This is a genomic window from Streptomyces sp. NPDC057565, assembly GCF_042801455.1.
Lineage (GTDB): Bacteria > Actinomycetota > Actinomycetes > Streptomycetales > Streptomycetaceae > Streptomyces > Streptomyces yanii.
In genome coordinates, this window is the sequence record NZ_JBHVFU010000012.1 from 68,814 (window position 1) to 89,191 (window position 20,378).

The 20,378-nt window shown below is 66.8% G+C and carries 12 protein-coding genes and 1 pseudogene; 5 read left to right on the forward strand and 8 right to left on the reverse strand.

The window, feature by feature from the left end; genetic code table 11:
• Positions 1 to 1,231 precede the first annotated feature (1,231 nt).
• From ACFU8W_RS22600 to ACFU8W_RS22610, 3 genes are all read left to right on the forward strand, one after another.
• A complete protein-coding gene (locus ACFU8W_RS22600) occupies positions 1,232 to 8,512 on the forward strand; it encodes a DNRLRE domain-containing protein (RefSeq protein WP_384040250.1) in 7,281 nt (2,426 codons plus the stop codon).
• Positions 8,509 to 9,003: a S1 RNA-binding domain-containing protein gene (locus tag ACFU8W_RS22605; RefSeq protein ID WP_384039946.1), complete on the forward strand. Its 495-nt coding sequence runs from the start codon at positions 8,509 to 8,511 to the stop codon at positions 9,001 to 9,003. The genes ACFU8W_RS22600 and ACFU8W_RS22605 overlap by 4 nt, the downstream gene beginning before the upstream one ends.
• Positions 9,004 to 9,537: 534 nt before the next feature.
• Positions 9,538 to 9,858 (forward strand): EamA family transporter, encoded by a 321-nt coding sequence (locus ACFU8W_RS22610; protein ID WP_384039949.1) that lies wholly within the window; start codon positions 9,538 to 9,540, stop codon positions 9,856 to 9,858.
• Positions 9,859 to 10,237: 379 nt separating this feature from the next.
• Here ACFU8W_RS22610 and ACFU8W_RS22615 read toward each other — a convergent pair whose 3' ends face one another.
• Complete coding sequence (locus ACFU8W_RS22615) at positions 10,238 to 10,483, reverse strand: hypothetical protein (RefSeq protein ID WP_384039952.1); 246 nt, start codon at positions 10,481 to 10,483, stop codon at positions 10,238 to 10,240.
• A gap of 623 nt (positions 10,484 to 11,106) precedes the next feature.
• Here ACFU8W_RS22615 and ACFU8W_RS22620 point away from each other — a divergent pair.
• Positions 11,107 to 11,334 carry a hypothetical protein gene (locus tag ACFU8W_RS22620; RefSeq protein WP_384039955.1) on the forward strand — a complete coding sequence of 76 codons (228 nt, stop codon included), beginning with the start codon at positions 11,107 to 11,109 and terminating at the stop codon, positions 11,332 to 11,334.
• On the opposite strand, the gene ACFU8W_RS22625 is transcribed toward ACFU8W_RS22620, so the two are convergent.
• The 3 genes and pseudogenes from ACFU8W_RS22625 to ACFU8W_RS22635 form a co-directional block, all read right to left on the reverse strand.
• The gene (locus ACFU8W_RS22625) at positions 11,309 to 11,809 is read right to left on the reverse strand and encodes a nucleoside deaminase (RefSeq protein WP_384039958.1); all 501 of its coding nucleotides are present in this window, start codon (positions 11,807 to 11,809) and stop codon (positions 11,309 to 11,311) included. The two genes, ACFU8W_RS22620 and ACFU8W_RS22625, sit on opposite strands and share 26 nt — an antisense overlap.
• A gap of 118 nt (positions 11,810 to 11,927) precedes the next feature.
• Complete coding sequence (cynS, locus tag ACFU8W_RS22630; protein WP_384039961.1) at positions 11,928 to 12,398, reverse strand: cyanase; 471 nt, start codon at positions 12,396 to 12,398, stop codon at positions 11,928 to 11,930.
• Between the two features lie 64 nt (positions 12,399 to 12,462).
• A pseudogene (locus tag ACFU8W_RS22635) lies at positions 12,463 to 12,770 on the reverse strand (carbonic anhydrase); the annotation flags it as partial.
• A 493-nt stretch (positions 12,771 to 13,263) separates the two neighbouring features.
• Between ACFU8W_RS22635 and ACFU8W_RS22640 the strand changes: the two are divergent.
• Complete coding sequence (locus ACFU8W_RS22640; RefSeq protein WP_384039964.1) at positions 13,264 to 13,623, forward strand: peptidoglycan-binding protein; 360 nt, start codon at positions 13,264 to 13,266, stop codon at positions 13,621 to 13,623.
• A gap of 126 nt (positions 13,624 to 13,749) precedes the next feature.
• Here ACFU8W_RS22640 and sbnA read toward each other — a convergent pair whose 3' ends face one another.
• From sbnA to ACFU8W_RS22660, 4 genes are all read right to left on the reverse strand, one after another.
• Positions 13,750 to 14,757, reverse strand: a complete 1,008-nt coding sequence (sbnA, locus tag ACFU8W_RS22645; protein ID WP_345510756.1) for a 2,3-diaminopropionate biosynthesis protein SbnA — start codon at positions 14,755 to 14,757, stop codon at positions 13,750 to 13,752.
• A 213-nt stretch (positions 14,758 to 14,970) separates the two neighbouring features.
• Positions 14,971 to 16,041 (reverse strand): 2,3-diaminopropionate biosynthesis protein SbnB, encoded by a 1,071-nt coding sequence (gene sbnB / locus ACFU8W_RS22650; protein ID WP_384039968.1) that lies wholly within the window; start codon positions 16,039 to 16,041, stop codon positions 14,971 to 14,973.
• Entirely contained in the window at positions 16,038 to 17,042 is a 1,005-nt protein-coding gene (locus ACFU8W_RS22655) for a TauD/TfdA family dioxygenase (protein ID WP_384039971.1), read from the reverse strand. The genes sbnB and ACFU8W_RS22655 overlap by 4 nt, the downstream gene beginning before the upstream one ends.
• 22 nt (positions 17,043 to 17,064) lie before the next feature.
• Positions 17,065 to 20,328 (reverse strand): amino acid adenylation domain-containing protein, encoded by a 3,264-nt coding sequence (locus tag ACFU8W_RS22660; RefSeq protein ID WP_384039974.1) that lies wholly within the window; start codon positions 20,326 to 20,328, stop codon positions 17,065 to 17,067.
• Between the last annotated feature and the right edge of the window lie 50 nt (positions 20,329 to 20,378).

The window sequence follows — 20,378 nt, forward strand, 5'->3', positions numbered from 1 at the left end:
TGGCCGAAAAGCAATGGTGCCCCGCCTCCGTTCTGGTTACTTGAATGCCTTTTTCAAGTTCCTGAGGTCGATTGCCCTTTTTATGTATTCGGTTGACGTGCCCTCTTCTAGGTGATTAGGAATAACGCCGCAATGAGTAGGCCCGCAGCCAGACGGGAGAAGCCCGTCCGGTCCATTTGGCGTGCCGAAAAAAGAAGGGCATCAGGACGTGAAAGTGCGATACGGGAGACTCGTCTCCTGTCTTGTCGTCTCGGCGGTGGTGAGTACCTCGTTGCCGCAGGTGGCGTATGCCGTCACCAGTTCCGGCGGCGACGGCGGCAAGTCCGACAAGGGCGTCGTCGACACCGTCAAGGGCTGGTTCTCCGACGACGATGACGACGGGGACCCGAAGCCGCCCACCGGCGGCTCGTTGGCGATACCCAGCCGGGAGAAGCTGCCGAAGAGCAAGAAGCAGGCCCCCGCGAAGCGACTGCGCGAGCTGACCTCGCGCCGCACCGAGAACGCCCGGTTCTGGCAGCTGTCCGACGGTCGGATCCAGGCCGAGGTGTCGGCCGTCCCGACGGCGTACGGGACGGGCAAGGGCAAGAAGAAGACCTGGAAGACGATCGAGACGGAGGTCGGCAGGACCTCCGCCAAGGGCTTCGCCTTCTCCAACACCTCGAACTCCGGCCAGAGTTGGTTCGGTACCGATCCCGGCAAGGTGCTGAAGTTCCGGGCCGGTGCGGACGGGCCGGCGATCGCTCTCGGCCTGGCCGGAGTGGACGCCAAGTCCGTCGACCCGCAGGCGAAGGGTTCCACGGTCACGTACAAGGACGTGGCCGCGGGCGGCGCCGATCTGCAGTACGAGGTCGGTCCCGGCCGGGTGAAGGAGAACATCGTCCTGGCGAAGGCCCCCGAGGGCCGCGTCTCGTACACCTTCACCCTGGACACGGGCGGTCTGACGCCGAAGGCGCGCAAGGACGGTTCCATCGGGCTGTACGGCGAACTGCCGAACACGCCGGTGATGAACATTCCGGCCGCGTACATGACGGACACGCGCAAGGACGCCGCCTCGCCGTACGGGCTGTCCTACAGCCCGAAGGTGCGGCAGCAGCTGGTCCGTGACGGCAAGCAGTGGAAGATCGTCGTCACGCCGGACGCGAAGTGGCTGGCCTCACCGAAGCGCCAGTACCCGGTGAAGATCGACCCGACGATCACCATCGCGCCGGACGCGGCCACTTCGCAGGACACGATGGTCCTGTCCGACCAGGCCTCGGCGAACTTCAACAACACCTGGAAGCTGTCGGCGGGCAAGACAGACACGGGCATCGCCCGTTCGCTGATCAAGTTCCCGCTGACGGGCATCCCGGCGGGCACGACGATCGACGCCGCGCGCCTGGAGATGTACTACGACCAGTCGCACACCACCAACGGCAACGACGTCACCATGGAGGCGCACCGGGCGACCGGGGCGTGGGACGAGTCGACCGCGACGTGGTCCAACACCTCGGCGTTGTCGGGTGAGTTGTCGGGTACGACGGTCCAGATCGACGACGGTGACACCGGCACGGCGGCCGTGGGTGAGTGGCCGAAGGGCACCACGACCGGTGGTGCGGCGATCGGTGACGACTTCGCGTACAACAAGAACACCGCGACGGGCGAGACGTACACCTGGCAGCCGCGGATCAAGGAGACGGCGTCCTACCGGGTCGAGGCGCACTATCCGCCGGCGACGGACGGGGCGACGGCTGCCCCGTACACGATCACGCACCGGGACGGCACCGCGCCGGTCAAGACGGTCAACCAGTCCGGCTCGGCGGCTTCCTGGAAGACGGTCGACACGACGCAGTACTACTTCGCCGCGGGCAACGCGGGGAAGATCGTCCTGGGTGACACGGGCAGCTCCACGACCCGCAACATCGCGGACGCGCTGCGGTTGGTGAACCCCGGGCAGATCGTCAAGAACAAGGGCGAGTACAACTCCTGGCACAAGTTCGCGGTCACCGACACGGTCCAGAAGTGGCTGTCGGGCACGGCGACGAACCACGGGTTCGTGATCCAGGCCAAGGACGACACCCTCGCCGGGACGCTGACCGGCGGTCCGCGCTACGAGGCGGGTGACGGCTCGGCCTATGGCGGCGAGACGTCGACGATTCCGCGTCTGACAGTCACCTACGGCAAGACGGGTACGACCCTCAACTCCCCGACCGTGGTGCACTCCACGGGTCCGGAGCTGTCGTGGGCCAAGTACAACAACACCACCGGTGACACGGGCCTGGACATCTCCGAGTACCAGCTGCACCGCTCCACGCAGCAGGCCTTCACGCCCTCGGCGGCGACCCTGGTCGCCCCGATCGCGTCCTCGGCCACCACGTACACGGACACCACCGCGGTGCCGACCCCGGACTCCTCCTCGTCCGAGATCGGCAAGTCGTACTACTACCAGCTGGCCGTGAAGACCAAGAACGGCTCGGTGCTCGGTTCTCCGACGCGTGTGGTGGGCATTCCCAAGGCCGGCCGGACGATGAAGATCATCCAGGGCAGCCAGGGCGGCGTCACCGACACCACGCTCTCCTCGCTCCAGCCGACCACCAACCAGGACACCATCCAGTCCTGGAACGTGGGCCAGAACTGGCTGAGCGTCGGCAACAACTCCACCACGTACGGCAAGACGCGTGCGGCGCTGAAGTTCCCCACCACCTCGATCCCGGCGACCGCCACGGTCCTGGACTCGAAGATGTACATGTGGGGCGCCGAGACCACCACCGACACCGACGGCGCGATCTACGAACTCCACGGCCTCAACAAGGACTTCGACGAGACCACCGCCACCTGGAACAACGCCAACGCCACCACCGCGTGGACCACGGCGGGCGGCGACATGTCCGCCACCGTCTCCGACACGGTGGCCCAGGTCTCCGAGGTCGGCCGCCACTGGTGGGACGCGACCGGTCTGACCCAGTCCTGGGTGAAGACCCCGACGGGCAACAAGGGTGTCGCGGTCAAGCTCAAGGACGAGTCCGCCACCGGCCCCCAGGAGCGCACCCTGTTCCTGTCGGCCGAGGCCCAGGACGCCCAGCTCCGCCCCTACATCCAGGTGATCTACGTCGACTCCACGACGGACGACACCTACTACGCGCCGCAGACCCCCGCGCGGATGACCCCCAACTCCACGTACACGGTGGAGTTCACGGTCACCAACACCACGGCCACGGCTTGGGCGGCGGGTGAGCGCGAGCTGTCCTACACCTGGAAGCTCCCCGACGGCACGGACGTGACCACGGGTGGCAACCAGCTGAAGACCGCGATTCCGGCGCTCCTTCCGGGCAAGTCGGCCACCATTCAGGCCAAGGTCCAGACGCCGATCAACTCGGACTCCGGCTCGAAGCGGACCGAGTACGTGCTGGGCTGGGACGTCCGGAAGGTCTCGGACGGCAGCTGGCTGTCGGCCGGGACGTCCGCGATTCCACCACTGAAGCAGAACGTGGCGGTCGAGGACCCGACGTCCAACGCGCTGGGCCTGGAGAAGTTCTACGGATACAGCGGCAAGAGCACCGGCGCCGGTTCGACGATCATGAACAACCTTTCGTCGGGCAACGCCGTGTGGCAGTACAACACCTTCACGAACCCCGGTCGTGGGCTGTCCACGTTCTTCCGGATGGCGTACAACTCGCAGGACACCTCCGACACGGTCTCCGGTCATGGCTGGTCGATGCAGGCCTCCGGCCCGATCCGGATGGGTGCTCCGCTGGAGTTCCACCCCAAGCCGAATCCGACGGAGATCCGGCTGCCGGACGGTGACGGCACCACGCACGTCTTCCGCAAGCAGGGCGACGGCACGTGGAAGGCCCCGGCGGGCGTCCACTACAAGGTCACGCCGAAGGCGGGCCTGGACTGCACGCCGGCCAAGGACCCGATCCCGGACGCCTGGACGCTGACCCGCCCGGACGGCACCCGGTTCCTGTTCGGCTGTGACGGCTACCTGACGTCGACGGTGGACCAGAACGGCAACACCCAGACGTTCACCTACGAAGAGCGTAAGTCCAACAACAAGCCGACCAAGTTCCTCAAGTACATCACCGACCCGGCCGGCCGCCAGTCGCTGACCGTCGACTACTGGGACAAGGGCCAGTCCGGCTTCCAGTACGTCAATGACTCGGGCGTCCTGACGACCGACAGCGGCAACCTCAACAACTCGAAGATCTACGACCACATCAGGTCCGTCACGGACATCTCGGGCCGGAAGGTCGAGTTCTACTACACGACCAAGGGCCTGCTCGGTCAGGTCACCGACGGTGTCGGCGCGAGCCAGCCGAAGGACTTCAAGTTCACGTACGACGCCACCCAGGGCAACAAGAACGTCAAGCTGGTCAAGGTCACCGACCCACGGGGGAACGGGACTTCGCTCGCGTACTACGCGCCGCAGACCGGTGACGACCCGAAGTTCCACTGGTGGACCAAGAGCACCACCGACCGGCTGGCCAACGCGACGACGTACGCCTACAAGACGAACACGGCGAACGCGAAGTTCATCGACGCCAAGGTCACGGACGCCGAAGGGCGCGCCACCGACCACGTGCTCGACGACTTCGGCCGTCAGGTACAGATCACCAACGCCAAGTCCGAGTCCACCAAGCTGAATTGGGACGCGGACAACAACGTCACCTACATCGAGGAGGCGAACGGAGCCAAGTCGGCCTACTGCTACGACCAGAAGACCGGCTACCCGCTGCGGCAGTGGGACGCGGAGACGACCAAGAGCTGGTCGTCCGAGCAGCTCATCGCCACCTACTACTGCGACCCGGCGAACGACGGCAGCCTGCCCGGCGCGGCCAAGTACGAGTACCAGACGCGCGTGGACGGCTTCGCGGCCGACCTGTTCACCAAGACCTCTCCACAGGGTCGTAAGCACCAGTTCGGCTATGACTCGTTCGGCAACCTGAAGACGGTCACCGACCCCAAGGGTGTCGCCACCGCGACAGTCGACGACTACACCACGAAGTACGAGTACAACGCCTACGGTCAGCAGACCAAGGCCACGGACGCCAACGGCAACCCGACCACGAACTCGGACTTCGACGACAATGGCTACCCGAAGACGATCACGGACGCGGAGAACCACGCGACGACGTTCGTCTATGACGTGCGGGGCCAGGTCACGTCGGTCACCGATGCGCTGAACAAGACCACGACGCAGACCTACGACACCTTCGGCCGCTCGCTGGTCAGCAAGGTGCCGAAGGACCAGGCGGCGGGGATCTACATCACCGCACCGGCGCCGGTGTACGACGCCAACGACAACGTCACCGAGTCCACCGGCCCGACCGGAGCCGTCTCCAAGGCGGTCTACGACGGGGCGGACCAGGTCAAGGAGGCCACGGCTCCGGACAACAACACCACCGGCCGTAAGACCACCTACACCTACGACAAGGTCGGCAACCTCAGGACGACGACGGAGCCGAAGGGTGTGGCCACCACCGGTGACGCCACGGACTTCGTCACCACGAACAACTACGACACGGTCTACCAGCTCACCAGTGTCCTGAACTCCAAGGGAGACAAGGTCTCCTACGAGTACGACAACGTCGGCAACGCGGTCACGGTGATCGACCCGAAGAAGAACGCCACCGCCGACACCACCGACTTCACCACCAAGACCGCCTTCGATCTGAACCACCGGGTGGTCAAGTCCACCGACGCGGCCGGCAAGTACACCACGCGCGTCTACGACAAGGACTCCCTGGTGAAGGAGGTCACCGACAGGGAGCGCAACAAGAGCGAGACGATCTACGACGAGCGGGGCATGCCGGTCGAGAAGAGGGTGCCGTACTCCGGCACCACGATCCGCTCGACCAAGAGCGAGTACGACCAGGTCGGCAACGTCGTCAAGATCATTACGCCGCGCGGCACCGCCACCACCGGCAGCGCGGACGACTTCACCTCCCGCACCGAGTACGACAAGCTCAACCGGCCGGTCAAGCAGTTCCAGCCGTACGACCCGGCGGATTCCCGCTACAACAGCCCGAACGTCTACACCCAGACGACGTACGACGAGGTCGGCCGGGTGAAGAAGGTCTCGGCCCCGCCGTCGGAGGGCCAGTCGATACGCAGTGAGACCGACTTCACCTACTTCGACAACGGGTGGAGCAAGACGTCCACCGACCCGTGGGACATCCGCACGGCGTACGAGTACGACGATGCGGGCCAGCAGGTCAAGCGGACGCTGACCAGTGCGGGCGGCACCGCCAACCGCATTCAGACGACCGGCTACTGGCCGGACGGGTCGCTCAAGACCCGGACGGACGCACCGTCGGCCGGCGCGGAGCGCAAGTCGTTCGCGTACGCCTATGACGCCAACGGCAACAACACGTCGATCGACGACACCTCGGCCGGGGCCAGGATCGACGCGTACACGATGACCTACAACGGCCTGAACCAGGTCGCCAAGGTCACCGAGGCGCTGGCAGGCCAGGAGAAGAAGTCCACCTCCTACACCTATGACGTCAACGGCCAGCCCGAGACCGTCACTCACCCCGACCAGTACTCGCAGTACACGTACGACCTGCGGGACCTGGTCAAGACGGTCAAGGTCGGAAAGTCGGCCACCGACGCGTCGCCCAAGGTCACCGAGTACACCTTCACGGACCGCGGCCAGCGGCTGAAGGAGACCAAGGCCAACAAGAACACGTTGGACTACGAGTACTACCTGAACGGAGCGATCAAGAGCCAGACCGAGAAGAAGGCCGACGGATCGCTGGTCGCTTCGCACGCCTACACCTACGACGCCAATGGCAACAAGGCGCAGGACGTGGCGAAGAAGATGAACGCCGACAACCACGCGGCGCTCCTCGAATCGACCACGGACTACACCTACGACCCGGCCGACCGGCTCGCCAAGTCGGTCAAGTCCGGCAACGGTGCGGGCACGGAGACGTACGTCCACGACGACAACGCCAACGTCGTCAGCCAGTCGGTGAAGGGCGTGTCGACGTCCTTCGTCTATGACAGGAACCGGCTGACCTCCTCCACCACCAGTGGGGTCACCGCCAACTACAACTACGACGCGTACGGTCGGCTCGACACGGTCGTGTCCGGTGGCAAGACGGTCGAGGACAACACCTACGACGGCTTCGACCATGTGGTGGAGCACGTCGGCCTCAAGGGCGACGGCACCTCGAAGACCACCAAGTACGCCTTCGATCCGCTGGACCGCACCACCTCGAAGACCGAGGGCGCCAAGACCACCGAGTACAACTACCTCGGCACCAGCAGCGAAGTGCTGGACGAGCAGGTGGCGGGTGAGATCACCAAGTCGTACCAGTACAGCCCGTGGGGCGAGCGGCTGGCGCAGATCAAGCACACCAGCGGCGGTGGCGAGGAGCTCGGCGTCTACGGCTACAACAGCCACACCGACGCGGAGACCCTCACCGACAGTTCCGGTGACACCAAGGCCACTTACGGCTACACGGCCTACGGCAAGGACGACGAGTCCGAATTCACCGGCATCGACAAGCCCGACACGGCCGACCCGGAGAAGGAGGCGTACAACCCCTACCGCTTCAACGCGAAGCGCTGGGACTCGGCAAGCGGAACCTACGACATGGGCTTCCGCGACTACAGCCCGGGACTCAACCGGTTCACCACCCGGGACATGTACAACGGCGCGCTCGCCGATATGCGCCTGGGCGCCGATCCGTTCACCGGAAACCGGTACGCATTCGGCGGCGGAAACCCGATCAGCAATGTCGAGATCGACGGGCACTGCTTCGGCTGGGACTGGTGCGAGGACCAGGTCGACGAGGCCGGCGACTGGATCTCGGACAAGGCCAACGGCGTCTACATGGGCACCGGTGAGATCTTCTACGGCCTGGTGTCGAACGGCTTCGACACGGCGTCCTACTTCGGTTGGGCCTGGGACGGTGACTGCTGGAACGGCGGGGCCGGTGCTCCCGGCTGCGACTACGGCGCAAGCTTCGACAACTGGGCTGCGGACCAGGGGTACAACACCGACAAGTGGACGTACACCCTGCCGAGCATGATCAGCGACCTGGTCGGCAGGAAGCCCTCCACCAAGCCGTCGATGCCGGGTCCGGGCAGTATGCCCAAGAAGAAGAAGCCGGACGCGAAGCCTCAGCCCGCGCCCGAACAGCCCAAGCGGCAGAAGGCCGATGGTGAGGGACCGTCGCTGTTCCGGGCGCCCAAGCTGGGGCAGAAGGATGCGACCAAGAACGGCCTGATCACCTCGGAGCACGGCGTGCAGGGCCGGCACGAGGGAACGGCCTACCTCGGTGACACCCGAGGGGTCGCCGAGCAGTACGCTGGCCAGCCTGGCTTCGAGGCGGGCTACTGGGAGTATGTGATGAAGCCGGAGTTCGAGGCGGAGTTCCCTGCCAGCCAGTATCGGCAGCGGCATGAGAATTCCAGGGGAGCGGTGGAATACGAATGGGTGATTCCCCAGGCGGATATTCCCCGGTTCAACTCGATGATCGAGGATTCCCATTGGACCTCGTATGAGAAGGGGTTCTCAGGATGACAGCGGACGATGAGCAGCGGAGTGCGCCGAGCGCTCTCCAGCCGGGCGTGGTCCTGCGCGGGGTGGTGGAGTCCGTCTTCCCCACCGGCGCGTTCGTGGACCTCGGTGAGGTGCACGGGCTGCTGAGCACGGCGAACATGTCGTGGCGGCCGTTCTCGAGCAGCGAGGAGATCGTCCACGTCGGACAGGAACTGTCAGTGATGGTTCTTGGCGTGGGCGAGCTGACGGGTGAGGTGACTCTGTCGCTCAAGGACCTTCAGGACGATCCTCTGCGAGCTCATGCGCGGGATTCGTTCATGGAGCCCGTCGTGGGGCGCGTGGTCAAGCTCGGCGGTCTCGGTGCGTTCATCCGGGTCCGTGAGGACTTCGAGGGACTGCTGCCGACGGCCGGGTTCGGCGGGGTGCAGCTCGAAGTGGGCGACGAGGTGACCGTGGTCGCCGTGGAGATCAACGTCCACACGCGTCGGGTGCTGTTCACCAGAGCCGACTGACCGGGACCGCGATGCGACGGCCTGTCGGCCGCGGTCCTGTCGGCGAAGGCCTCTGCGCGTGATCCTGTCGGCCCCCGAGACTGGTTCTCGGGGGCCGACGTCGTGGCGGAGGGAGGACAGCGATGTCACTGCGATCATCGAGTACGGGTGACGTGCCGGCGGAGACAGCACGAGTGGCCAGGGCCGCTTTCCCCAAGGGCAGCCTGGCGATCCGGATCCGCGACGCACTGGGCGTGCTGTTCACTGAGCTTCCGCCAACTTGAAATCGCAGGTTAAGGGACTGGTGTGATCGGTCCTCGGGGTACTCGTGCTGGTCGTGGGCGGCAGTCCGCGGAGTAGATCATCTGGCGGAGCGGTCGGTTCGCCAGTTCCTGCCCACTGTGGCCGGGCCGCCTCCTACGATCCGGTGCATGGATCCCGAGCTGCTGGAACGGATCACCGCGCGACGTGCGGAACTGGACGAACTCGAGGAACAGCTGGCCAAACAGCTGGCAGAGGTGCGGGCGGAGCGGGACGAACTCGCCGTCGCCGAACGTGTCCTTGAGCGGGTCAGCGAGCAGATCGCCGACGAGCGCGCCTCGGCCGCGCCGGCGCCCGGACAGGTGGGCGGACGGCGCCGAGTCCGCGGGCTGGCTCATCTTCCTCGGAATCGTGCCGACCTTGCTCGCCTACCGCTGGTACTTCAACGGGCTGACCACGGTCCGCAGCACTACCGCGGCCGTGCTTGTGCTCCTCGAACCCGCCACGGCCGCAGCTCTGGCAGTCGTACTGGGCGAGCGGATCAGCACCCCCCTGGTCCTCGGGTCGGTCCTCCTCCTGACAGCCATCGCCGTCCTGTCACACGACCAGTCATGAGCTCGTGGCCCTCGCCCGCTCAGGCTGGCGAGGGCCACCCAGCCGGACTGATCCACAGTTCTTGACAATTACTCTCAATATCGCCATCAGCGGCGGTTGTGCGGAGTCTTGTACGGCCTGCTCGCCTCATCCGGCCCTGCACCATAGGACGCCCGCACCAGCCGCCGTGAGCGTGGGCGTCCTATGGTGCAGGGGCACTGCCCTCCACCTGGCCAGCAAGGAGAACCAGGCCGTGAACGTCGAGATCCCCCGCTCTTACGCGACACTGCCACCCAGCTCGGCGTCGGCGTTCCCTATGCCCTGAAAGTCCTGGCCGGCCAACTGGCCTGTCCTGTGGCTGCTGACCGCTGGCGACGACGGGGTCAACGGCCGGGGATGCCTACCCGGCAACCGGGTTCTGATGGCACTGGATGCCGTGGCCGCCTTCTACCGGATGAGGATGAACTCCCAGGCCAACGACGACAGCCTCAACGCCGACCCTCCCGTCGCACAGAACCGCCGCACGGCTGTACTTGTTCTGGTTGCAGTCAAGGGTGTACTGGATCACCGCCCGCGTCACGGGATCGACCGACCCACCCGCCAGGCACACCGAGAAGGTCTGCCCGTGCACGTCGGAATCACGCAATGAGACGGGGTGGATTTCCTCGCCGGGCGACTGGATGGCGGCGTCCTGCGGCAGAGTCCGTGGGGCAGCTACTCTGGAAGTTGACTACGCTCTGTGATCGTCGCTGGCCTCTGGACTTCCTGCTTCGCCCTGCATCGAGTTCGTGTCTGCGTGCCCCAACCAGCACGGTTGAGTTCCGGTGCTGGTTCTGTGCTGACTTTGGTGGCCGGAATCGTGGAAAACCGCAGGTCCTAGCCCCGATCGAATGAGTTGTCGTACCACTCGATGGTGGTGCCGATGAGACTCGCGGCGACGATGCGCTTGAGCGAGCGGGTGGTCGGTGGGGCGGATGCCGAGGCAGCCATGGATACCACTTCCGGACGGTTGCGGGGACGTTTCCGTGTCGCCACACCGTAGGAAGGGGCAGGTCAGGGGCGTATGTGGTGGGGGACCATAGTTAGGGAGACCGCTGTGCGCGCGGGCAACATGGGGCTGCCGCGGGGCCCTTGCCAGGGCTCCAGCGAAGTGTTCAGGGGCTCCGCCCGACATGCGATGTCTGGCACGTTTTGGGGCTGATTCCCGTACTCAAAAGGGTGTTTGAAGTAGGCGGATTGCCGACTGGCCGACTGCCACACCCACCCGGTGTGGGGGCCGTCGAGCGCGGCCGCGGCATTGGCCTCGCGTGGATCGAAACGCTGGACGGCGTCCTCGAAGGATTCGGGTCGGCGGCCACTCGAGCCGCCGAGGGCGAGTGGCTCATCGGCTCAGCCCCCGTCCATCTCCTCGCCGCCACCGTGCTCGAAGAAGCCGCTTCTGTCACCGAGGCACTCGCCCTCATCCGGGCCACTACGAGGCGGTCGGTGCCCCGGTGACACGTCGATTGCCGCCGTTGTGCTTCTGCCACAGTTGGTAGACCTCGACGGCCGCGTCCTGCGGCTCGTGGCGCATCGGCAGGCGGCGCTCGGTGTAGTCCCTGGCGAACTCGGCGTAGAAGGTGTCGAGTTCGAAGTACTTGCGGTCGTCCACGTAGTGCGGTTCGTAGGCGTCGCGGGTGGTGAGGAAGACGACCTCGTCGGGGGAGCAGTAGTACAGCGAACCCAGGCACATGGGACAGGGGTGCGCGAGCACATAGATGGTGGTGCCGACCAGGTGCTCCGTGCCGAGCTTCCTGCAGGCCTCGCGGATGGCGAGGATTTCCGCGTGCGCGGTGGGGTCGGAGGTCTGGGCAACCTTGTTGGGGCTCTCGGCGAGGATCTCGCCGTCCTTGACGATGACGGTAGCGAAGGGGCGTCCGCCCTCTTCGACGTTCTGGCGGGCGATGTCGATGGTGCGCTGGACGAAGTCCATGCTGGGGCCTCCGGTGGAAGGGGGGCGCCTGGCGGCAGGCGGTGTCCCGGGGGAAGAGAGAGGGGCGGGCTGGAGGGACCGTGTCGCGCTCCGGCCCGCCACGATCGATGGCGGACTGTCAGAAGGGCTTGGTCGGAAGGTACTTGCCGTCCAGCGTGATGACGGCGCGCTCGCCGCCCTCCGGATCGGCGACCTTCTTCACATCCAGCTTGAAGTTGATCGCGCTGATGATGCCGTCCCCGAACTGCTCGTGGACCAGGGCCTTGAGGGTCGTGCCGTAGACCTGGAGCATCTCGTAGAAACGGTAGATGGTCGGGTCGGTGGGAACCCCGCCGGGGATCGACCCACGGGTCGGGATGGTCTGCAGCAGCATCACTGCGTCGGCATCCAGGCCCAGCAGCTCCGCGACGGCATGGGCGGACGTCTCCGGCAGAGCGTGCTGGCCGAGCACCGCCGCGGTGACGAAGGCGACCGACAGGCCTGCGGCATCAGCGATCTGCTGCCAGGTCAGGTCCTTGCGGGTCTTGGCCTCGACGGCGGTGGCGGCGAGGATCTGGCGTGCGGTGGGGTCGAACTGGGCGTGTGTCATGAGAAGGATTCCTTTCTGCGGTACCGGCCCTGAGAGTGGCCGACGAGTTCGGTGGGGTGGTGGGTCATGTCGCCGCCGCGACGCCATCGATCGTCTCGATGGCTCCGGTCGCGATATCGAACATCCAGCCGTGCAGGGTGAGTGTCCGATCGACCACGGCGCGGGCCGTCGCGGCGTCGGCGTGCCGCAGCCCGCAGGCGATCACCGGCGTGGCGCTGAGGTCGTGTTCCTCGGCCGGGGCGGTCGTGGCTCGGCACGCGGAGTGACCGCAGACGATGAAGTCTTCACGCCCAGTACGGCGACGGCGTACGCGATGCTTGCTGCGACACCGTCCGGTCCTGGGGCGTAGGCCGGGACCGGATTTCCTGCGGTGCACAGTCACTCCCTTCGGTGGGTGCCGACCCGACGGGCTGACGGAATCAACCATGCATGAGCAGCCCCTATAGTGTCCAAGTCTTGATATCCATAAAATTGATTGATCACATCTATGGCTCGCTGCTGGACGGGCCATCAGGGTGATCGGAATAGACGCACTGCCCCGAATGCACGGTGGGTGCCGGGTTCTTCGCCGCGGCCGGCGAGATCTGGTTGAGCAGCTGTGGCACACCCTGGGTGGCACCCGCACCGACCTGTGCAGTGAGCGCCGGCCCGGGCTCCGGATCGGTGGCGGGGTACCGGCCAGTGACGAAGGACTCCGGACAGCCTTGGAGGCAAGCGGGCTGGGCCGATCGGTTACCGGCCGCCCGGGCTGCTGGCCGAAGTTTCGACCAGGCGCTCCCGACATGGGAAAATCGATATCCCTGCAGTCACGATCCGTCACCCAGAGCGACATCTGCTGGGTGTGGGGCTACTGAGAGGAATCGCCATGAAACGCCGGATCGCCCCCATTCTGAGCGCCGCTGCGCTCGCGGCCGGAGTTCTGGGCATCAGCGCACCATCGGCGAGTGCCGTGCCCGGAGGGTGCGCCTACGCCTCGTCGACCTACCGGCCGGCCCTGCAGTACGGCAACACGGGAGTGGCCGTGAAGCAGGCCCAGTGCCTGTCGAATGTCTGGGGCGGTGTGCCCAAACTGACCGTTGACGGCGCCCTCGGCAGTCGGACGCTCACCAAGATCAAGTGGATCCAGGGGTGTCACGGCCTGGCCAAGGACGGAATCATCGGCGCTGATACGTGGGAAGTCCTCTACAACCCGGCTCTCGACTGCTACGACCCCTACCCGGGGTAAAAATGCCCAGATGGCCGGCGCTTGTCCCGCACGCGTCGGAATGGAGCGTGCGGAACAGGTTCCAACCCCCATGGCGGGACACCGTCGGCCGGGACGTCGCTGGTCCGCAGGTCCAGCTGACGGGCCTCACGGTGTCGGTGGCGCCGTGGAGGCGGCCCAGGAACCGGCGGCCACCTCGTCGGAGTCGAGCACGTCCTCGCCGTAGAGATCCTCCAGCCAGTTGGTCTGGTAAATGGTGTCGAGGTACCGCTCGCCGAGATCCGGGCCGACGGCCACCGCGGTGAGATCGGGGGCGTCATGCCGGGCCAACCAGTCCGTTGCGCCGCTGACCACCGTGCCGGTGGAGCCGCCGAACAGGAATCCACGCCTGGCCAGACGATGGCAGGTACGGACGGTGTCCGCCTCCTCGACACGTATCACCTCATCCACGTAGGACTCGTCGAGCAGCGGTGGGCGCATGCTCATCCCCAGGCCGGGAATCATCCGGCGGCCCGGCGAACCGCCGAAGGACACCGAGCCGACGCTGTCCACTGCGATGATCCGCACCGGCCGGTGCCACTCCCGGAAGTAGCGCGCGCAGCCCATCAGGGTGCCCGTGGTGCCGGCTCCGACGAACAGCACGTCCAGCCGCGGGAACTGGCGGGCGATCTCCGGTGCTGTCCTGCGGTAGTGCGCCTTCCAGTTGCTCGGATTGGTGTACTGACTGAGCCACACGTACCGGTCGTCGGCGGCGCACAGCGCACGGACGTACTCGATCCGCGCGCCGAGAAAGCCGCCGTTGGCCTCCTGCCCGGCGATCATGTGCACCTGGCTGCCCAACGCCTCCATCATCATCCTGGTCGACAGGTTGCCGCGGGCGTCCGTCACGCACAGGAACCGGTAGCCCTTGCTTGCCGCGATCATGCTCAGCGCCACGCCGAGGTTTCCGGACGAGGACTCGACCAGGATCGATTCCGGCGTCAGGATTCCATCCCGCTCGGCGGCCTCCACCATCTCGGTCGCGGCCTTCAACTTGATCGAGCCGGCGAAGTTGAAGCCCTCACACTTCAGGAAGAGCGAGTGCCCGAAGATCGACCGAAGGTCGACATAGAGCTCCTCTTCGTTGAAGGCGTAGGGAACGGATACGACGGGCACGATGGTCTCCTCTGTCTGGAGCAGAGCACTTCCGGAACGTCCATCCGACCGTGGGCGGGCTTCTCGCTCTTGCGGGCAGGAGCCAGTGCCGAACCGGGCCGGACGGGGCCCTGCGTCAGCGGTCGCTGTCTCGTACGCCCCGACCTGCGGCGACTTGACCGGCGATCTCTCCTGGGACGGGTTCTGGACAAGCCTCCTGGGCTCCGGGCCGACTCATCCGTAGCGGCTCAGTTCGTGGAAGAAGTCGTCGACGACGTGCAACTCTCCGCGGCGGACCACTTCGTCGTAGACGTCTTTGCCCACTGCGAGGTCGAGCACCCCGAGGCCGAAGGGCGAGAACACCACCGTCCGGTCCGCCGGCACTGTCACCCGCCCGGCCATCACGTCGTCCAACGTGCCGTGCAGGAAGTCCCGGTTGCCGGTGAGCTGCTCGGCCAGATGCGGCGAGGTGTCGGCCTTCAGGCAGTGTTCGATGTCATCGACGATGTTGGTCGAGGCGAGCAGGATCTCCGGCGCGAGATCGCGCAGCGACACGTGCAGCACCAGCGGATGGTGTGCGAACCATGACAGGTCGCTGACATGCGGCCGGCCGGCGACGGTGGCGAAGACCACCAGGTCGCTGTGTCGGATCAGCTGCTCGGCGCTGTCGTGCACGGTGATCCGGCCGGTGGTCCCCGACTGCTCCAGGTAGCACCGGAAGCCCGCCGCGCTGTCGGCGGACAGGTCGTGCACACCGATCTCGTCGAACGACCAACCGGTGCCGGCCAGGAAGGTGTGGATGTAACGGGCGATCAGACCCGCCCCGACGAAGCCGACACGCGTCGGTCGCGGCCGGTCGCGGCTGAGCCAGTCGGCCGCCGATGCCGCCGACGCGGCCGTCCTGGTGGCGCTGATGATCGAGCTTTCCAGGCAGGCGAACGGGTAGCCGGTGTCACGGTCGTTGAGGATCAGCACGGCGGAGGCCCTCGGGATGCCGGCCGTCACGTTCTCCGGAAAGCTGGAGATCCATTTCAGCCCGTCCACCCCCACCTCGCCGCCGATCGAGGCGGGCAGCGCGATGATCCGTGAGGACGGGCGGTCGGGGAAGCGCAGGAAGTACGACGGCGGGTTCACCGAATCACCGGCGCCGTGCACCCGGTAGGTGTCCTCGACCAACTCCACGATCTGTTTCTCGCGCCCGTGCAATGCGCGCCGTACCTGGGCACCGGAGATCACGGCGAACGGGGGCACGGTGACCGGAGCGGACATTGCGGACTTCACAGCGGTGGAACCGATGGTGGTCATCCCACGGTCACCTCGACGGTCGGCGAGCAGTCGGCCAGACGTACCGGGTCGGCCATGGCGACGAGCACCTCGCGCGGTCCTTCGAAGGGCTCCCTGCTGTGCGCGGTGCGGACATTGTCGACGAGCATCAGGTCGCCGGTCTGCCATGGCTCGCGCGCGGTGTTGGCCTCGTACACGCTGTTGAGCAGCTGCACGACGTCCTCGCCGATCGGGTCGCCGTTGCCGAAGCGGGTGTTGAACGGCAGCCCGTCGGCGCCGTAGACGTCGACCAGGTACTCGCGCACCTCGGGGGCCATCGTCCACTCGTTGAGGAACGCGATCTGGTTGAACCAGCAGCGTCGGCCGGTGACCGGGTGACGCACCACGGCGCTGCGGCGCTGTCTGGTGCGCAGTCCGCCGTCGGGCTGCCACTCGAACGTGATTGCGTTGGCGCGGCAGTAGCTCTCGACGGTGCCACGGTCCGCGGTGCCGAACGCCTCGGCGACGGAGGCCCCGATCTCGTCGTTGTAGCTGCGGGTGAGCAGCCAGCCCTCCCGCTCGAACCGCTCGGTCAGGTCGGCGGGCAGCGCGTCGAGCACGGTCGGTGAGTCGGCCACCGCGGTTGCCCCGCCGGCGGTGGGCGCGCCGAGACAGGCGAACATCATCAGGCCGGGGAACTCAAGCGTGTAGCTCAGTTCGTGGTGCATGCACATCGGCTGGTTCGGCGGCCACTTCGATGAGGAGTACACGCGGTCGGAGTAGGTCCGTCGGGGCGCGAAGACCTCCTTCTCGGTCATCAGACCGGTGGCCAGTCCCGAGAAGACGGCGCCGGTCCCGTCCACGTCGCGCAGCCCGAGACCGCGGACCAGGACCGAACCGTGCTCGGCGACGACAGCGCGCAGCGCGTCCCGGTGCTCGGCCGCCCAGCTCGGCGCGTCGCCGGTGGCCTCGACCCGGAGGAGAGGAGGTTTGCCGGTTTCGAGTTCGACGTCGAGCGGCGACGCCGTGGATATGGAAGACATCTCGGTTCCTTTCAGTTGCCGGTCAGGGAGAAGCGAACAGTTCGGCGGCGCGCAGCACGGCCCGTGCCGCTTCGGTGGGACGGGTACGCAGGAAGTAGTGGCCGCCGTCGGCGAGTTCGTGCAGGTCGACCTGCTCGGCGAGGAGCTGCCAGTCGCGATGGCGACGTGAGTACTCCGCAGTGCTCGGGTCGTCGGCGGCAACGACCACGGTGACCGGCGCGGACAACTTCGGCACCGGCGGGTTGTCCAGGGCGTCGGCGAAATAGCGGTGTGCGGACAGGCAGTCGTGCCGGTAGGCGGCACCGATGCGCTCGGCGTGCTGTGCATCCAGCTCACCGAGCTCGGGGTACCCGCCGTCCGCGCTCAGCATGCCGGTGATCTCGGGGTCGCTGCGCCCGGTCAGCTCTGTGATGCCGGCGCGTCGGTCGGTGGTGTTGCCGAGCAGCTGCGCGCCGAGGAACACCCGCTGGACGTCCACCCCGCGCTCCTGCAGCTTCCTGGCTGTCTCCACGGCCGACGCGGCGCCCGAGGAGTGGCCCCAGAGCAGGACCCTGGTCAGGCCACGCCGGATGATCTCGACGACGACCTGCTCGACCACCTGTGCCATCGGCGCGAACGGCTCGCTCCCGGCAGCCATGTCGTGACCGGGCAGCTCGACCGCGTAGACCGCCGGCCCGCCGCTCGGCATCGCTCCGGCCATCGGCTGGAAGTTCACCGCGTTGCCGCCGGCGTAGGGGAAGCACACCAGGGCAGCGCCCTGCGTACCGTCCGATTCCGACAGTGACTGAAGCAGCCCGGAGCGCCCGGAGCGCAGCTCGGACCTGCCGTCGACCAGCCCGGCCAGATCGGCCAGGATCGGGTGACGGGTGACGTCCTTGAGGGACACCGCACGGTCCAGGGTGATCGCCAGCTTCACTGCCGACAGCGACGTGCCGCCCCGGTCGAAGAAGTGGTCCCGCCGTCCGATCTGGTCCTGGGGGATGCCGAGCACCTTCGCCCACGCGGCCGCCAGCTGCTGTTCGGTCGGCGTATTCGGTGCGCGGTACTCGTCCTGGACGAGGCCGAGTTCTCCGGCGAGCGCCTGCAAAGTCTTCCTGTCGATCTTGCTGTTGGCCGTCAGGGGCAGACTTTCGCGCCAGTGGAAGGCCGACGGGACCATGTAATCGGGCAGCGACTCACCGAGCCGGTCCAGCAGGACGTCTTCCTCGAGTGGCCGCCGACCGGAATAGAACGCCACCAGGTGCTTGCTCTGATCGGCCCGCTCGGTGACCACCACTGCACCGTCGCGCACACCGGGCACCCGCAACAGGGTGTTCTCGATCTCGCCGATCTCGATCCGGAAGCCACGAATCTTCACCTGCGTGTCCCGGCGGCCGAGGAACTCCAGCTTGCCCTCGGGCTGCCAGCGGCCGTAGTCGCCGCCCCGGTAGAGCCGGGCGCCCGCACGGTGCGGATCGGCCAGGTAGGCCTGCCGGGTGCGCTCGGGGTCGTTGACGTATCCGCGGCCGACGCAGACACCGGAGAAGACGATCAGACCGGGAGCGCCGAGCGGCACCGGGGTCAGGTGCTCGTCGACGACATAGACGTGCACGTTGTTGACCGCGGGACCCAGCAGGACGCGGTCCCCGTCGGGCACGCGGTCCATGACCTCGTGGTTGGTGTCGTCCGACGTCTCGGTCAGTCCGTAGGCGTTGATCAGCTTGATTCCGGGCTGGGCGGCGAACCAGCGCTGCGTGAGCTCCTTCTTCAGCGCCTCGCCGGTGACCGACACGCACCGCAGGTCCGGCAGCTCGCGGGGGTGCTGCGTCAGACACGACACGACGACGTCCAGGTAGGAGGGTACGACCTGGAGGACGGCGACCCGGCCGTCAACGATCTCGTCGACGAACCGTCGGACGTCGAGGATCACCTCCTGCTCCACCAGCAGGGTCCGCCCCCCGACCAGGAGCCCGGACACCAGTTGCCACAGCGAGATGTCGAAGCACTGGGGTGCGGTCTGGGCGACCACCTGTCCCTCGCCGATCCCCAGGTCGTCGATCTTGGCGTAGAGGTGGTTGAGCATGCCCGCGTGCTCGCACATCGCGCCCTTGGGCTCCCCGGTGGATCCCGAGGTGAAATAGATGTAGGCGAGCTGGTCCGGTGCGACGCGGAGGCCCAGATCGTCGTCGGCATGGTTCTCCTCGTAGGCTGCGCCGACGAAGAGCTTCTGGACGCCGGACAGCGATTCGAGGGCCTGGTCGAGCGTGGAAGTGCTGCCGGGCTCGGTCAGCACGAGCTCGCATGCGGCGCGGGAGAGCATGGTTGCGAGGCGATCGGCCGGGAAATGCGGCTCGATGGGCAGGTACACGCCGCCGGCCTTGAAGACCGCGAGCACGGCGGCCATCCAGTCCAGGTTGCGCTCGGTCACCACCGCGACGACACCCTCGGGGCGAAGCCCCCGCGCCAGCAAGGCCCGTCCCAACCGGTTGGCACGCGCGTTCAGTTCCCGATACGTCAGCTGCCGCTCTCCGTGGGCCGCCGCGACGGCGTCCGGGTGTGCCGCCACCCGCTGCTCGAACAACTCGTGGAACCGGTGGTCCGGGAGCTCCCGGCGCGGACCGGCGAGCGCCTCGATCTGGAAGCGGAGTTCCTCGGAGGAGAGCAGGCTCTGCCGCCCGTGTTCGGCGTCCGGATCGGCGGCGATCAGTGCGAGCGCGGTGAGATGGTATCCGGCGATCCTGACGGCGCAGTCCGCGTCGAGCGCGTCGGTCCGGTACCGCAGCCGCAGCACGAGCCGACCGCGGCATTGCGAAAATCCCACCCGCAGCACGGTGTCACCGGCGAGTTCGCCGCCCGAGCCGTGCGGATCGAACACGGTCTCCATCGACGGTTCGGCCAGGCCCAGTTCGCGCCTGAGCTCATCGACCGGAAAGTCCTTGTGCGCCAGCAGATCCGACGCGACTCGATGGGTGTCCAGCAACAGCGTCCGCCACGAGAGGGGTTCGGTCGTCAGTCGGCAGGGCAGCGGCCGGCTGCCTTCCGCCGTGACGTAACCGGTCGCGACCTCGTGCTCGCCGGACAGCGCGGCGAGTACCTTGGCGTGCGCGGCCAGCAGTACCGAGTCGAGTGGCATCGCCAGGTTCTCGGCCAGCCGGCCCAACGCTGCCACGACGTCGTCCGGGATCGTCGCCTCGTGTTCGCCGACGCCCGTCATCGGATTGAGCGTCCACCGCGGTATTGCGGTGAATTCACCGGCGACGAGCACAGCGCGCCAGAACTCCCGGTCGGCCTGCACGTGCGTTCCCATCTGGTCGTCCCTCTCCATTCACCGTCGCCACCGAGCTGTTCGGCGCCGAC